At 43.3% G+C, this 15,663-nt stretch carries 11 protein-coding genes and 1 riboswitch; of the genes, 3 read left to right on the forward strand and 8 right to left on the reverse strand.

Annotated features, from left to right (window positions below; genetic code table 11):
* Nucleotides 1-85: 85 nt before the first annotated feature.
* Nucleotides 86-1,207 carry a sensor histidine kinase gene (locus V6B33_RS05220; protein ID WP_334216691.1) on the reverse strand — a complete coding sequence of 374 codons (1,122 nt, stop codon included), beginning with the start codon at nucleotides 1,205-1,207 and terminating at the stop codon, nucleotides 86-88.
* Between the two features lie 402 nt (nucleotides 1,208-1,609).
* Between V6B33_RS05220 and V6B33_RS05225 the strand changes: the two genes are divergently transcribed.
* Nucleotides 1,610-3,277, forward strand: a complete 1,668-nt coding sequence (locus tag V6B33_RS05225) for a M4 family metallopeptidase (RefSeq protein ID WP_334216692.1) — start codon at nucleotides 1,610-1,612, stop codon at nucleotides 3,275-3,277.
* A gap of 188 nt (nucleotides 3,278-3,465) precedes the next feature.
* Here the strand turns inward: V6B33_RS05225 and V6B33_RS05230 are convergent, their stop codons facing one another.
* Nucleotides 3,466-4,041: a competence protein ComK gene (locus V6B33_RS05230; protein WP_334216693.1), complete on the reverse strand. Its 576-nt coding sequence runs from the start codon at nucleotides 4,039-4,041 to the stop codon at nucleotides 3,466-3,468.
* A gap of 383 nt (nucleotides 4,042-4,424) precedes the next feature.
* Here V6B33_RS05230 and V6B33_RS05235 point away from each other — a divergent pair, with 383 nt between their 5' ends.
* Nucleotides 4,425-4,898, forward strand: coding sequence for a sigma-70 family RNA polymerase sigma factor (locus tag V6B33_RS05235; RefSeq protein WP_334216694.1), 474 nt, complete (start codon nucleotides 4,425-4,427; stop codon nucleotides 4,896-4,898).
* 80 nt (nucleotides 4,899-4,978) lie between these two features.
* Here V6B33_RS05235 and V6B33_RS05240 read toward each other — a convergent pair whose 3' ends face one another.
* From V6B33_RS05240 to V6B33_RS05250, 3 genes are all read right to left on the reverse strand, one after another.
* Complete coding sequence (locus V6B33_RS05240) at nucleotides 4,979-10,609, reverse strand: pullulanase (protein ID WP_334216695.1); 5,631 nt, start codon at nucleotides 10,607-10,609, stop codon at nucleotides 4,979-4,981.
* A 259-nt stretch (nucleotides 10,610-10,868) separates the two neighbouring features.
* Nucleotides 10,869-11,168: a VanZ family protein gene (locus V6B33_RS05245; protein ID WP_334216696.1), complete on the reverse strand. Its 300-nt coding sequence runs from the start codon at nucleotides 11,166-11,168 to the stop codon at nucleotides 10,869-10,871.
* A 163-nt stretch (nucleotides 11,169-11,331) separates the two neighbouring features.
* Nucleotides 11,332-11,511, reverse strand: coding sequence for a hypothetical protein (locus V6B33_RS05250; protein ID WP_334216697.1), 180 nt, complete (start codon nucleotides 11,509-11,511; stop codon nucleotides 11,332-11,334).
* A 39-nt stretch (nucleotides 11,512-11,550) separates the two neighbouring features.
* Nucleotides 11,551-11,636: riboswitch (cyclic di-GMP riboswitch) on the reverse strand.
* Between the two features lie 518 nt (nucleotides 11,637-12,154).
* On the opposite strand from V6B33_RS05250, the gene V6B33_RS05255 reads away from it, so the two are divergent.
* Entirely contained in the window at nucleotides 12,155-12,925 is a 771-nt protein-coding gene (locus tag V6B33_RS05255) for a metal-dependent hydrolase (protein WP_334216698.1), read from the forward strand.
* Between the two features lie 84 nt (nucleotides 12,926-13,009).
* On the opposite strand, the gene V6B33_RS05260 is transcribed toward V6B33_RS05255, so the two are convergent.
* From V6B33_RS05260 to V6B33_RS05270, 3 genes are all read right to left on the reverse strand, one after another.
* The gene (locus V6B33_RS05260) at nucleotides 13,010-13,768 is read right to left on the reverse strand and encodes a transposase (RefSeq protein ID WP_334216699.1); all 759 of its coding nucleotides are present in this window, start codon (nucleotides 13,766-13,768) and stop codon (nucleotides 13,010-13,012) included.
* Nucleotides 13,769-14,183: 415 nt separating this feature from the next.
* Entirely contained in the window at nucleotides 14,184-14,411 is a 228-nt protein-coding gene (locus V6B33_RS05265; protein ID WP_334216700.1) for a ferredoxin, read from the reverse strand.
* Nucleotides 14,412-14,626: 215 nt separating this feature from the next.
* Nucleotides 14,627-15,655, reverse strand: coding sequence for an NAD(P)/FAD-dependent oxidoreductase (locus V6B33_RS05270; RefSeq protein WP_334216701.1), 1,029 nt, complete (start codon nucleotides 15,653-15,655; stop codon nucleotides 14,627-14,629).
* Nucleotides 15,656-15,663 lie beyond the last annotated feature (8 nt).

Genomic DNA, 15,663 nt, shown 5'->3' on the forward strand with positions numbered 1-15,663 from the left:
TCATCGCACCACAATCCAATTTATGTGTAATTAAAATAAGGGTTGAACCCGAATTTCTGGTTCAACCCTTATTTTTAACGTCACTCTAGAGAGTGACAGCCTGATTCAACGGTATCCGTATCGAGAAAGTCGTTTTTTCGGCGCTGGATTGACAGGAAATGTCCCCGTCATGCTTTTCAATCAGCTTTCTGCAAATAAATAAACCAATTCCCGTCCCAAGTTCTTTTGTGGTATAAAAAGGTTCAAAAATGGCATTGATGGTTTCGTTCTGAATCTGAGGTCCATTGTTGCTAATCTCAAGAGTCATATCACTGTCCACAATTTTGGAAGAGATGGATATCTTCCTCTCCCCTTCAACCTGCTGAAGGGCGTCGATCGAATTCATGACCAGATTCAGGAAAACCTGTCTAAGCTCATCCTTATTCCCTGTAATCCACACATTTTCAGCCACGTTCACTTCTGTTAAAACTTCTCCTGCAAGCAGGCTAGGATAAAGAAATTCGATCAGCTCACCAAAAAGTCTGGAAACAGATACTTCCTCCCTCTTGCTGCCGATGATTTCTTTTCTCGATACATGAAGGAATTGGGAAATCCGATAATTCAATTGATCCAGTTCATGCTGCATGATTTCGAGGTAAGGCAGCTCCGGGTAATCGTGCTGAAGGAGTTTCGTAAACCCGATAATCGACGTCAATGGGTTTCTGAACTCATGAACAAAGCTAGAGCTCATCTGTCCGAGGATCGTCAGTCGTTCCTTGTGTGTCTGATCAATATAAAGCTCTTTCTCCTGAAGCTGCTGGTCACGGATGTCTGTGTATTGTTTCACGGCAAAATAGGAGAAACGGTCGAATAACGAGTTAATTTCCTCGAGGTATGGCTGAAGGGCATCCCATTCTATGCCCGACCGGCTGACCCACTTGATGATTTCGCTTTTACCGACATTCACGTTGTAAACAAACTCACTGATATTGACACTTGCTTCCACACGTTCCTGTGCCGTCTTAAAGGCAAGCGCCCTGATTTCCTCTTCGCTCAACGGGTTCTCAATGGCGCGTTTCACCAACTGAAACATGCGGAGGCCGTTTTGAAGAACCTCTTCCTTGTAAAGGTCATTTTCAGAAATAACAATCTTCCCTCTCCAATGATGCAAAAATTCAGTGGAATGTTCGTCTAAAAAAGCAATGAGTCTATCAGAAGTACTAGTCATTTACCGGCAATCCTTTCTTCCCCAATTTTCAGGCGCTCTCTTTCCTACTATCATAACAGAAATTAACAGCCCTTGAGACTATTTCTATAAATTTCAAGGCCTGTTTTGCTTTCTGCTAAAGTGCTAAAGGACTAGGCACCCGTGCCGCATTGTACTAAAGTACTAAAGTGAGTCTGCAGGCAGGTTTCGGATGGTTTCGACAATGGGTGGTTCATTGTAATTATTTCGATTATCGAAAATTATCGAATTAAACTTTTCGATGCCCTAAATTATCTACGCCACATTCATGTAACAGTCTATTATCTCTAGTAATGACACGGGCAGTAGTTCGTTCCATCTGTTCATGTATTTTACTAGATTGCTCTTTATACTTAATATCAAACGACAAAAGGAGGAAATAAATTGAAGAAAAGAATAATTGCACCAATAGCACTATCCACTGCACTAATGGCATCTGCAGCTCTGCCCCAGGGTCAAGTACACGCTGTCCAGCCTCAGGACCTCGCCGCCTCGCAAACACAATCGGTCAAGCAATCGAATAATAAAGCGAATGTTCCTCTGTTCGTAAAAGAAAAGCATGCTGAAAAACGCCTTGTCGCGAGCTTCAATGATGCAATCAATTATCTTCATGAAAACAAATCCAACCTCAATATTAAGAATCCGAAAGCAAGCTTAAAGGCAAATAAATTAGAAAAAGATGAGCTCGGCATGACCCATGTCCGCTTTAACCAAACCAAAAACGGAATCCCGGTAGAAGGATCGGAAATCATCGTTCACTACAATAAAGACAATGAAATTACCACTGTGAATGGGTCCTACCTTCCAACAGTTGAAGAGGCAAATATCAGCGCAGTACCTGAACTGGCAAGCAGGAAAGCAGTCGAAAAAGCCAAATCAGCTGTAAAGGCGCCAGATCAATTAACCTATGAACCAACCTCGGAACTCGTCATCTATCCTTTTAAAGGAGAAAATCACCTCACTTATAAAGTGAACGTCAATTTCCTCGGTGACGCGCCAGGCAACTGGTTTGTTTTCATAGACGCTAAATCGGGAGACGTGGTTGACCAATACAATGCCATTATGCATGCGGAAGATATCAAAACCCAGACCGGAACCGGTATAGGTGTACTTGGGGATCACCGCCTGCTGCATATTTCCCGAACAAAAGAACAGAAGGAAGGGACCATGTTCCAGCTCGCTGACTTCACCCATGACGGTTTAGAAGGGATATTCACTTACGACTATTCAAATAACCGGATTGAAATGTTCAAAAATAATGACGCTTCATTTAACGATGATTTTGACAGACCTGCTGTTGACGCCCATTATAACTCTGAAAAAGTGTATGAGTATTATCTGAATGAACACGGCCGAAATTCTCTTGATGATGAAGGCATGCCGATCCAATCGGTCGTTCATTATGGAGATAACTATAATAATGCATTCTGGAACGGCACATATATGGTGTATGGTGACGGAGACGGTGAATTCATGGTCCCTCTTTCCGCCGGACTTGATGTAGCCGCCCATGAAATGGCTCACGGCGTGACTTCCAACTCTGCAAATCTTCAATACAGAAACCAGTCAGGTGCCTTAAATGAAGCGTTCTCCGATATATTCGGTGCACTGATCGATGATGAAAACTGGGAGATGGGTGAGGATATCATGGCCCCGGCGGCCAAGGAAAGCGGAAGGGAATCACTCAGAAGCCTGAGTGATCCAAGTAAATATCCTGTAAAGGCGGATTACGGGCCTTATGGGAACGGCGACGGTATGTACCCATCCAATATGGATGAATTCTATGATCTCCCACTAAACCTGGATAACGGCGGAGTTCACATCAATTCTTCCATCATCAATCATGCCGCTTACTTAACGGCTCAGGAAATCGGTCGTGAAAAGCTTGGTAAGATCTATTACCGCGCACTTACTACGTACCTGACCAGCACATCTGACTTCAGTGCGGCCCGTCAGGCAATTATCCAGTCTGCTGTGGACCTTTACGGTGAAGGCAGTGCAGAAGCTGCGAGGGCAGCCGGCGGCTTTGATGCGGTTGGAATTACAGAGTAATGCCCATGGCGTGAGTCTAACACTAATAAGAGAGGGTATATTTACAAACTATCAAGTCGATAATTTATAAAAGAAAGCTGCCGAAATCAGGCAGCTTTTTATGTGTTTTCATAGGTATCGAGAGGAGTGAAATGTATTTTTTGCATTAAAAAAGAAGCCTTAACAATAAGCCTTCTTCCCTCCATCTATTAACCTTGTAAGTAGCTTTGATCTTGATTGGTTGGTTCAATCCCATTATGAACATGAAATTCAGAGAGTTCGCCCTCTTCGATACTTTCAGCTTCAACAGGCAGCGAAATATGTAAATTCATATTTTTAAAGGCGAAATGATTCATCGTGACTGCCGCTCTCTCCCGCTGTCTATTAAGAACCCTGATCGAACAGTTCACTTTTAATTTACAGCCGTTTATAAAAGTAATATAGGTTTTATCTTGTGTCTGAGAAATTTCAAGGATATGCAGGTGGAATAGCCAGATGCATTCATATTTGTCTGGGGACATGGTGGGAAAAGCATAGATATGTTGATCTTTATTAATGATCAGAGGTGTTTTTCTATGATAGGGTAATGCATGCCGTACTGCTTTAATCTTTCCTTCATAAGACGCCCCGTCTTCCAGGCAAGCCTCATTGATAATTTCCTTCGCCGGTTCCTTACTCCAAACCTTCTTACCCGATAAATCCAATATAATCGTTTGGTACACATGATGATACGCAGGAAACAATGCCACCGTAGTAGATGTAATCCATCCTTTTTCTTTCCTCACTATAACACCTTCCTTTTCTAAAAATAGAGTAAGCTTGAGATTTCTGAAAACTAAGAAATTTGTAACTTTATACCTATTATAAACCAACATGAAAATTTTACCAGTATTATTTAACCGGATTTCGTAAGTTTTTGTCGATTTTTTTTTCTTTCCTTATTTCTGTCGATAGTGAACAGCAGACTCTCAGTTGCAGCAATTTAATTGAAAACTTATCAATTAATATCCTCTTTCATTTTGAAAAAACAATTAGTTTTCTAATTAAGAAACACTCTCTTCCCTCTTAGGAAACGGTCCGTTTTCTCTTTTGTTCACACCAATAATTGTTTGTATGGTTAACTTACCTAGGAATCACGGAGAGGCGCGCTGATCAGAAGGAAGCTTTAATGGAATCATTCGATTCTGTTTACAAGCAATATGAAGGTATGATCCATAAAATCATTCGGAGTTTGAACATTTATAAGAACAAAGAAGAATTCTATCAAACCGGCTTGATTGCTCTTTGGGAGGCGCATGAGAATTTTGATCCTGTAAAAGGGACATTTCCTCCATATGCATACTCTTATATCAGGGGAAGGATTTTGTCCGCCCTGACAAGGGACAGCCGAACGGAAGAAAGGACGGTTTTTCCATCAAAGGAAGAGTTTTGGGAGCTGATCGAGGACGATCATCCAATAGAGGCTTTAACTCGAGAGCTTTTACTCAGTTATTGTGATGAGCTCACAGAAAACCAGACCAAATGGGTGGTCTATACGTCCTTACACATGCTTACCATCAGTGAAATATCAGATTTAGAAAACGTATCTATATCAGCGGTGAAAAAATGGCGGAAGGGTGCAAGGGAGAAATTACGGGATTAATTAGTCAGATTCAAAAAAACAGGCCTGTCCCTCTATGCTTTAAAGCAACGAGCGACGGGCCATTAGCTTAGTAAAGATACTTAATCCCTTTGACCTTCTCTCTTTCCAGGTTTATCTTTTGATTTTCCCTTTGCCTTCCCCTTCTGATCAACCTTAATAACCACAGTGGTTAAAGGTTCAACCGTCAAGGTCTCTTTCTTCAATTTGAATCCTGATCTTTCCTCAACGGGCTTTACTCCCGCTTCGTCACTGTCGACTAACACCTTTGCACCTCTGAAGTCATAGTCGCCTATTGACAGGATACGCCTTTGACGATCTGCGTTGACGAATACGTAGTATATGCCTGTATCGTCTGTGGATACGTTTTTGTAAGCCAGCATAAGATCGGTATCCTTGATTTCAGGAATATCTAGCAGGGATACGTTTTGATCGACGATCTCTTTTTCACCCAAACGGAACGCATTGGTCGATTTTCTTAACTTGATCATACCTTCCGTGAACTTCCTCGTTACAGAATTCACAGCAAATTCTTTCTTATTAGTGGCTTTCTCCCAATCGAATTTATTGATCGCATCCGAAGAATCGTAAGAATCATGGATGAAATACCCAAACGGATTGCCGTCCTGATCCTTTAGCTCATGATATTTCTGTTCGGGCACTCCTTCACCGAGCCACTGTTTCGTTCTGCCGTATTCCTGGCCGGCGTGGAGGAATGCTGTACCTTGCGATGTCAGAATCATGGAGTTACCAAGTCTGATGCGTTTGTGGATCTCAAGGTTATTTTCCGGAATTGCAGGATCCTTTTTAATCGATTGAGCAATGACATCATACAGCGGCAGGTTATCGTGCGCTGCGATGTATTGGACCATGTCACCCGGATCATCGTCAGCCGTGTTGCCCGGCTGGCCTTTGATGTTGTTAAATATGGTGTTGATGTCTCTTGCGCCGCCAGTGATGAAACGCGGCTCTCCTTCCGATCCGAATCCTGATTTCAACTCGTTTCGAATTTCATCCGAAAATACGCCTACATCATCGGTTTTATCCATCCAGTCCTGGTCTGCACCCATTCCTTCAAGCTCAGGGTCAGCCAGATGGCCGGCGAATGTTCTCCAGCCTTCTCCGATGAATAGTGCATCAGGGTTCACGGAAGCAGCTGCGTCGTATGCGTTTTGCACTGCAGGGTACGTCGCATCACCCATCATATCAAATCGCATACCATCAATCTTGTATTCTTCAAACCAATATTTCACTGAATCCACCATCAGCTTTTCAGCCATCTTATGGTTGGTTGCCAGATTGTTTCCGAATCCACCTAAGAAGTTCCCTTTTTCATCCTGAAACGCGTAGTAATTTGGAACAATGTCATTCAGCGTGCTGGTTTGTGCCATGTGGGTGTAAACGACATCCAGCAAGACACCCATTCCGGCGTCATGAATCGCATCGATCAACTGTTTGAGTTCCTTCACACGCTGTTCAGGGTCTTTGGCGTTTTCCGAATACGCCCCATCCGGTGAAAAATAACTGTGCGGGTCATAGCCCCAGTTATATTCATTGCCTCCAGCCGAGTACTCAAGCTCTCTTTCGCCCATCTTGGTTTCGTCACCATAGTACCAGGCCATGACCGGCAGCAGTTGTACGTGCGTGACACCAAGGGATTTAATGTAGTCGAGCTTGTCGATGAAGGCTTTATAAGAGCCCCATCTCGCGTTAAGGTCACCTTCAATTGAAGGATCCGATGTAAAGTCACGGATGTGAGTTTCATAGATGACGGCATCTTCACGTTTTTCATAACCATCGATGTCTGCATGGGTGAACCCTTCTGGATTTGTGCCGCTCAAATCAACGATTGCCGCTTTTCCGACCGTATCCCCGTCCGGACCAGCATCACCTTCCGTGTTGACAGTGAAGGCAGCCATGGATTTCGCATACGGATCCAGAACTTTCTTAGTCACCCCATCGTTTGTGACTTCGTATTGGTAGTAGTAGCCTTTCAAGTCTGATACACCCAGGTCACTTGCCATGACGTTTGCTGACCAGGTTCCTTTTTCGCCAGACTCCAATTCCACGCTGCCGATTTCAGTTGCAGCATCTTCTTTATCGTAAAACTTCGCCACTACCTTGCTTGCTTTTGGAGCCCATAATTTAAAGGTCGCATTGCCGTCTTTATAGGCCGCACCAAGGTCGTAGCCATCGTATCCATACATTTCATCAAGCATCCTCCAGCCCGTCGATGCGGATACCGTTCTGCCTGAATAGGTGATGGATAGAGGAAGTTTATCCAAGCTGAATGAAGCTTTTACTTCAACGGTTGTATCACCGGTGATTTCAACATTTTCTACCGCTACATCTGCTCCCTCGCTGTCTTTGATCGCCAAGCCTTCTTTTACAGATTCAGGCGTTAAGCCTTCCGTCATCGTAAAACCAAGGCGGATCTTGTCTTCCGAGATGACTTCTGCAGACGTGATGCCTGAAGCCACTTCCCAATAAGGCGAGACATAGACCGTATCATCGCCCTGCTTGACCCATAAGCGGTTGTATTTATCCAGCAGGTTGAACGTTTTGTCTCCGCCGTCTTTTCCGGCATCGCCTTTCGATTCATCCATGACGATGAAGCCGATTTGTTTCGCATTTTCTTTCAACGGAATATCTACATAGGCTCCATATTGGTCCTTGCCCGCTAAATCAGCCGCGCCTGCCGGCCAGTTTTCTGAAGGAGCTGCTGCATCTCCCCAGTTCCATACTCCGAAATTTTCATAATTTGCGTCATCACGCACATAATGAATACGCACGGTGTTTTCGGGAAGATCAACCGGCTCGTACGTGTAGACTTTATCAGAGCCTTGTTTGATCCAGATTTCGTTCATTTCATCTGAAGTAATGGTAAAACCTTTGTCCCCGCCGTCTTTACCGCCATCACCCTTTGTTACATCCATGACCAGGAAGCCGATATTCTTCGCGCCCTCCGCAAGCGGTACATCAATATACGCATAATAGCTGTCAGTCTTCTCGAACATGGTCGCACCTGTCGGCCAGTTGGCAGAAGGATCTTTTACATCATTCCATAGCCAAGCACCATAGTTCTCATAATCTCCATCGTCACGCTTGTAGTGAATACGGATATTGTTCTCTGGCACCGGCTCTAATTCAGGCTCACCGCCATCGCTTGAACCTGCTGCAGCATCTGTTATTGTACCGCCTTCAACTGTCAGGAGGACGGTGCCGCCTTCAGTTATGGAAGGAATCGTTAAAGTCACTTCTTCTGCTCCGGAAGCAGGATACTCTTTACCGGAGTAATGGTCCGTGATGACTGCATCAGGAGAATCAACGGAAACCGTGACCTCGTTTGCTTTTTCACCTACATTCAAGCCGACGTATGCCGATTTCCCCTCATACGTACGGGAGAACATCAGGAATTCATCGCCGTTCGTACCGCCTGTAAAACTTCTTTCCCCTTTAGCAAAAACCTTCGAATGGTCTCCTCTAAAGTTAAGGATCTTCTTGTAATGTTCTAAAATATCGTTATTTTCTACCTGATCCCAGGCAAAATCATAACGGTTGTCATACTGCGGGTAATTGTTCGCTCCGCTTTGGCCAAGCTCTTCACCGTAATAAATGACCGGCTGTCCTTTAGCCGTAGCCTGCAGGGAAGCTGCCACTTTCAATTTCCCTTCATCTCCGCCCAGTGAATGCAGGAACCCGTCTTCATCATGGCTTCCAAGGAATTGACCAAGTGTCGCCGTGTTATCGATTTTTTCGTTTCGTGCAGTCAGTTTATCATTAGCCGCTTTCAAGCTGCCGTCCACAAACTCTTTTGCGATGCCTTTGAATCCAAAATCAAGCAGGGAGTCCATCATTCCGGACTCAAGGTAGCCGTAATCGTTGTCTGCATTTGCTCCCCATGCTTCCCCGATCATCTTGTGTTCAGGTAATTTTTCAGTGATGGCATTTTTAAAAGCCATCCAAGTCGGCTTATCGACGTGCTTCACTGTATCTACACGGAAATAGTCGATCGTGTTCCCTTTAGCCGTTGTCGCTTTTTCAATCCAGTCTGTCTGCCAGTCGATGATTTGCTGACGGACTGCCGGATCTTCGGTGATGACGTCAGGCAGGCCTGCCAGTTCACCTACGACTTCATCCGTTCCTACATCAGAGCCTTGACGCACGATGTCACTGAAGCGTGTACGCTCTTCGTCAGTTGGATATCCGACAGGACGCTTTTCTTCAGAAAGCTCCCCGTCAACCTCTTTCAAACCATAACCCGTGTGATTGACTACCACATCAACCATGATTTTGATGCCGCGCTCATGGGCTTCATCAATCAGCGTGTGGAACTCGTCCATTGAACCAAAGTGCGGGTTCAATTCACCGAAGTTACTCGCCCAATAACCATGGTAGCCAAAATAAGGCTCGTCCGACTCTCCGCTCGTTTCAACAGAACGGACATCATACTTGATGTTTTCCACGACCGGACTGATCCAGACAGTATTCACACCAAGCTCATCAAGATAATCCAGTTTTTCCGTAATCCCTTCAAAGTCCCCGCCTTGATAAGTACCGCGTTTCTCCTTATCATAGTTCAATCCATAAGGATCATCATTCGTTGAATCCCCGTTAAAGAAACGGTCTGTCAACATAAAATAGATGATCGATTCGTCCCAATCAAAATCATTTTCTCCGACAGCCTGTCTTGTTTTCACTTCTACTTCAGCCGTTCCTTCATGAGAGTTTCCGTAGTTGTCCACCACTGTGAGAGGAATCGACTTGGTACCGGCCGTCACGTTATCATCGACTGCTACCGTCACTTTTTTCAAGGATGGATCGATTGCAAGCATATCTGACCCGCCGAGTGAAGAAAGGTCTGCAGTGATTTTAGACACTTCAAGTCCTTCCGTACGCCCTTCAACATCAACTGACAATACTGCATTTTCGTTATAGTCGATGGCTTGTGGATCAACTGAACCCGTTACAGTCAAATCACTTTTTTGAAAATCAATGTACGACTTTCCATCAACCGAATTGTAAGGATCACTTACCTCAGTTGTTTCACCGTATTTTGTCACCAAATAAGAATATGGCGTTTTGCCATTTGGAATATCTTCATATGAAACCACGAATCTCTCATTTTCCGGTTCATACGTCATTTCCTTCGTTTCCCCATTAAACTTCAATTCTACTTTTTCGATCGTGTCCATTGCATCGCTTGCGAACAGCTCTTTGTCACGATAGTAAAAAGCAGCATCCCCCTGATCGATGACCGGAGCCGATCCATCAGGAACGATTCGAATTTCCTCGACACCGCTTGTTATGTAAGCTTTTGTGAGTGTGTCGTTTTTGTTCACCTTTATAAAACGGTCACCGAATTCTTTTTCAGCAGTATTCCAATCCTCGGTACTTCGGAGCACAAATCCGAATTGTTCTGTCTCGGGAGCCACCGCAATATTCGCAGTTGCCACCCCGTTTTCGTACGAATCAAAATTGATCTGATCGTCTTTCACCCCAGTATTCCAGGCCCAGATATTCCAGCCGTCGTACTGACCGTCTCCCCGATCGTACGTGAAGCGCACGGTGCGTTCTGTCGACTGGCCTGTTTCCAGTGCCTCACCGGCAGACGATGACTCTGCCGCCTGAGCCGGCACGTATGGCAGCCACAGGCTCATGACCATCAACAGCGTCATGAAAATCGAGAAACGTCTCTTTGTTCCTTTCTTCATGGTCTTATTTCCTCCCTTTTTTATATGCTGCTTAGTTGTGGAAACGTTTGCACAAATGAGTATAGATAATAAAATCAACTCGCTCGAATCTCCTATCAAAAGAATTTAAGAACGGCATCGGTTTACTTTCTCAAACTCATCAATTAATGAAAACGTTTTCAATTATCTGTATTTTAAAATTTTACATGATATTTACAGGAGTGACAATATGACTAAAGACTCAGGGACAGCGGGGACAGGTCCACTGTCCCACCACTCTTCACATTCCATTATTATCTACAGCTACTGCTCTCCTATTAACAATACAGATCACCAAACCACATAGTATTCCCATAGTGTCATATCCTACATCCACTAAACACCCAGTTCTAGAAAAATGAAGCTGCATAACTTCAGTGAAAAACGCAAAAACCATTGATACAATAAAGGCTGCAGACACATTCTGCAAAGCCCAATAGACAACAGCCGCTAAAATAAAAAAAGCTGCACCATGCCCTGCCTTTTGAAAGATATAAGAAGGATCATTAAACGAATTGGAATAAAATTCAAGTAAGTTCATATAATCCGGATTCGAGACCTATTGAAATGAAATTGTCCCATCTTCGAACAACCCTGGCAAACTTTCTATAAACGTTAAGATAAAAAGATTAATGCAATACAAAAGAACCACTAATACACGCAATGACCACCACTTCCTTATGACCTTATTTACCAACGCTTTCTTAAAAATGAGCCTGCCCTTTCAATAAATGGATCATTTTCATCTCATGATACTCTATTTTTTGCTTCAATTTCTTTTTCAATTGACAGTCCAGGCAGCCCTCTAATAGCGCTTGGTTATAGAGTACCCTTAAGGAATGCCATTTTAATTTCATATTTGAAAACATCTTTCTCATCTTCATACTATTCCTCCTCCATTTCATAAGTCGCAGGAGTCCGTGTTCGGAAACTGGCGAGCATAGTCCGCGTGACATTAGCCCCTTTAGTTTTGCGTCATCATTTTTCAATGATTTTGCCTTTGTCGTACGAGTTATGAAAGATCGTTAGTTTTGTGTGTCAATGATTCTACGTACAATCAATCGTGATAAAATAACTAGATGATTTAAATGAAAAGCGAATCATTTTTTACTACTTTTTGATAGTGCCATAATTCTCTCCGAAATACTCGGCATATTCTCAAAAGAATATTTACAAGATCTTCGTTTGTGTATTCAACCTAAAATATGGCTAATCAACCCTCACCTCCTTTAATGATATATGAGATATTCTCTGTACTCAGAATACCTGGGTAATAGAAACCTTTCGTTCTGCTTTTCTCAGTAGACATGGTGCCATTGCCTTTCCCCTCGGTTTGATCCTATTAATCCTAATGTTATAGAAGCTAGAGTAAAGAATATGTATATTTGTGTAGACAACCATCCCAAAAGTTCCGACAAATGGGGACAATGGGAGAAGGCAGAGACGGAGCAGCTTCCCCAAAACTGATTCTATTTTCACATAATCAACATACATATAAATTGAAATCTAATGATAAAGGAGTTTTTTATGAAAATTACCCGCTTAGGTCATTCGTGCTTTGTTATCCAAACAAATACAGGGAAGAACATTATGATTGATCCATTCCTGGGACAAAATCCTGCCTGTCCTAAAGAATTCCTTCATGAGGATTATTTGAAGCAAATCGATGCGGTGTTGCTTACACACGGTCATTTTGATCATGCTTCCGGACTGGAAGATATAAAGAAGTACCATTCTGAAGTATTGGTCATTGCTCAGTACGAGCTGGCATTAAAATTAATGGGAGAAGGATATAACGCCTTCCCCTTAAATTACGGGGGGACATATCGTACAGATACATTTGAAGTAACGATGGTAAATGCGGTTCATACATCTTCGTTCGGAGAAACTAAAGGAATTCCACAGCTTGTCGGGCTGCCATGCGGGTTCGTATTGAATGTGTATGGTGAAAAAGTTGTCTATATCTCTGGGGATACAAATGTAATGGCAGATATGAAAATTATCCAGGATATCTATCAGCCTGCCGTAGCCATTCTCGCTTGTTCAGGTCAATTTGTAATGGGTGTCAAAGAAGCTAAATTTGCCCTTACTCACTTACTGAATGTAGAAAAAGTAATTCCTTGCCACACCTTTCCCAAAATTGAGGAAGTTGCCGATCCAGAAATGATGGCTGGTTTGGTGAAAGGTTTTCCTGTGATTGAATTTATGATAGGGCAGGATGAGGAATTGAAAGACGCTATGAAAGATACAAGTGTGGATGTAGAAATAATTGGGTACGGTGAGACGAAAGAGTTATAGAGGGACAGTGGGACAGGTCCACTGTCCCTCCTGCTTTTGGGGACGGCGGGGAGGTGGGACGGCGGGGACAGGCACTGTGTCCCATCAAATCCTATCAATCACACTCTTCGACACTCCTGTGATCCTCGACAGCTGTCTTATTGTAACACCATCTAGTTTCTTGATTTCCACTAAAATTCCATTTCGGAATTCTTTGTGCATCTGTTGAAGCTCACTGCTATTTTGTATCCCCAGGGTTTTCAAATACTCCCTTACTTCGTTGTCGGTTTTTCTGTTACTAGGGAGGTCTTCTAAACACTTATCGTCATTATTCTGCTGGATGAATTCAGTAAAGGAGTGTATGGCTTTGTTTGGATCCGAAGAAAATAGTTGGAGGGTAAATGCTGTATCAATGATGTTTGAGTTTTTATAGTATTCATGAATACTCGTCCATTTGCTATTAAAGACGGTTGATGCTAAACCTGCTTTTAAACAATTTTGATGGATGTATCGAAGGACTGTTAAAAAGTATGCCCTTGCTTCAACATTTTCGCTTTTAAATCGTTCTTGAAATAGATGCCCGCATCGATCATATTTCTTATTAAACCAATACACATAACTGGAACTAATCCTCTTGATAATATCTGAAATGGGTACTTCCGATTCCTTTATTAGCAAATGAACATGATTATCCATTAAACAGAACGCAAAAAGCTTAAATTCACTTTTTGTTTTACACTTTACTAAGAGCTCTAAATATTTTCTCTTGTCTCCCTCATCTTCAAAGATAAGTTGTTTATTAATTCCTCGCATCATCACATGATAAATCCCGCTTTTACTCTTTTTCCTTGCCTTTCTCGCCATTTCATGAATCACCTCTAACTATTAAGTGAATTTATCTCTCTCTCAAGGATTATTCATTACTTGTATGAAATCGTTATCTGGTCTATAGCTTAAAAAGGCATATCAAATAAATTTCCAGGAGGTAGGGAGTAAATGTTTCTCAGCAAAATATTTGAAAAGATGGGACAAGGCAGGTGAAGTGAGTTTTCCTCTAAAGCGATAGAGTTGTAGAGTTGTAGTGAAGAAAGAAGAAAGTAGAGTTAGAAAAACCTGAAGAGAAAAGATATTAATAGGATATTTCGACAAAAATAGTAAAAATCCTTCAAAATTGGCATAACTTTTCGAAGAGGGCTCTCCCTTCTGGACAGGATCTGACTCTAGCGAATTGGGACAAGGTGCCTGTCCCCCTGTCCCGTGTCCCCCTGTCCGCCCCCGTTTACTTAAACGGCTCTTCCGACAACTTAACCGATTCCGTCGGGCAGTCTTCATATGCCTCCTCTACGTCATCAAGGTATTCTTCGGGGATGGGGGTGTTTCCCTGGTTGTTATCCAGCAGCACGAATGCCAGTCCTTCTTCGTCATAGTCGTATACTTCAGGGGAAGATACGCCGCATGACCCGCAGGCGATGCAGGTTTCCTGGTCGATGATAGTGTATTTAGCCATAATCAATTAATCTCCTTTCCTTAATGAACGTATTTGGCGTTTCATTTGAGTGCTTCTCTGATTCTTATCCAGAAGTAAGATTTTTTGGTCTTCTTTTTCATGGTCGTATACTTTAGGGGATGATATGCCGCGACACTTGCAATCAGCGCAGGTTCCCTGGCCGGTGATCATATTTTTGCACATATTCACTCGATCTCCCTTCTATTTTATACGGATCAGGCTTTGACAGCTTCTTTCGTATCCTCCTTGCCCATCACACTTGTACTATGTAATGGCTGGACGCGTGCCGTGGGGTCAACATATTGTTTGGCATGGCTGACGGCGACAGGGGCCTCTCCGAATCCTGTGGCAATGAGTTTGATTTTCCCTTGGTATGTGGCGATATCGCCGACGGCAAAGATTCCTTTGATGTTCGTTTCCATTTTGTAATCGACGAGGATGGAGTTTTTCTCGATTTGAAGCTCCCAATCTTTGATGGGACCGAGTGAAGAGATAAAACCATAATTGACCAGTACATCATCTACATCGATGATTTCCGCAAACTCTTTCTTGGCATGCTGCAGTACGACATGGGTGATCTTGGAGACTTCCGATCCCGATCCCAATTCAGTCACATTGAATGGCGTCTTGACCTTGACACTGGAATTCATCAACTGCTTTACGCTATGCTCGTGGGCCCTGAATTTATCCCGCCGATGAACCAGGGTGACTTTTTCCGCAATCGGCTCCAGCATATTTGCCCAATCCACTGCGGAATCACCGCCACCGCATACAAGTACATTCCTTCCTTGGAAACGGCTCAAATCATTGACAAAGTAATGTAGGTTTTCATACTCCTTATTTTCTTTTTCAATTCCCAGCGGCCGGGGCTTGAATGCTCCCGCGCCCGCCGTCACGATGATCGTCTTTGTTTTGTGTACTTCCCCGTTGCTTGTCGTTAATAAGAACGACTGATCCTGAAGCCTTTCCACCTTCTCTACCGTCTGCCCAAGGCTAACCGATGGGTTGAATTGATTTGCCTGTTCCCTTAAGCCGTCCACTAAATCCTTAGCGAGCACTTTCGGTAACCCTGCCACATCATATATATATTTTTCCGGATATAAGGCTGAAAGCTGGCCACCCAGTTGAGGCATACTTTCAATGATCTTCACGCTCATCTGGCGCATGCCTGCGTAGAACGCTGTAAACAATCCTGCCGGTCCTCCGCCAATGATGGTGACGTCAAAATTTGTCCCTTCACTCATATTCATAA

Source organism: Mangrovibacillus sp. Mu-81 (genome assembly GCF_036867415.1).
Taxonomy (GTDB): domain Bacteria; phylum Bacillota; class Bacilli; order Bacillales; family Bacillaceae_B; genus Rossellomorea.

Excerpts from the sequence above, each read along its gene's own strand:
- V6B33_RS05260 (WP_334216699.1), bottom strand. The coding sequence starts at position 13,768 with ATGGCGAGAAAGGCAAGGAAAAAGAGTAAAAGCGGGATTTATCATGTG.
- V6B33_RS05240 (WP_334216695.1), bottom strand. The coding sequence starts at position 10,609 with ATGAAGAAAGGAACAAAGAGACGTTTCTCGATTTTCATGACGCTGTTG.
- V6B33_RS05245 (WP_334216696.1), bottom strand. The coding sequence starts at position 11,168 with ATGAACTTACTTGAATTTTATTCCAATTCGTTTAATGATCCTTCTTAT.
- V6B33_RS05265 (WP_334216700.1), bottom strand. The coding sequence starts at position 14,411 with ATGGCTAAATACACTATCATCGACCAGGAAACCTGCATCGCCTGCGGG.
- V6B33_RS05235 (WP_334216694.1), top strand. The coding sequence starts at position 4,425 with ATGGAATCATTCGATTCTGTTTACAAGCAATATGAAGGTATGATCCAT.
- V6B33_RS05250 (WP_334216697.1), bottom strand. The coding sequence starts at position 11,511 with ATGAAGATGAGAAAGATGTTTTCAAATATGAAATTAAAATGGCATTCC.
- V6B33_RS05255 (WP_334216698.1), top strand. The coding sequence starts at position 12,155 with ATGAAAATTACCCGCTTAGGTCATTCGTGCTTTGTTATCCAAACAAAT.
- V6B33_RS05270 (WP_334216701.1), bottom strand. The coding sequence starts at position 15,655 with ATGAGTGAAGGGACAAATTTTGACGTCACCATCATTGGCGGAGGACCG.
- V6B33_RS05220 (WP_334216691.1), bottom strand. The coding sequence starts at position 1,207 with ATGACTAGTACTTCTGATAGACTCATTGCTTTTTTAGACGAACATTCC.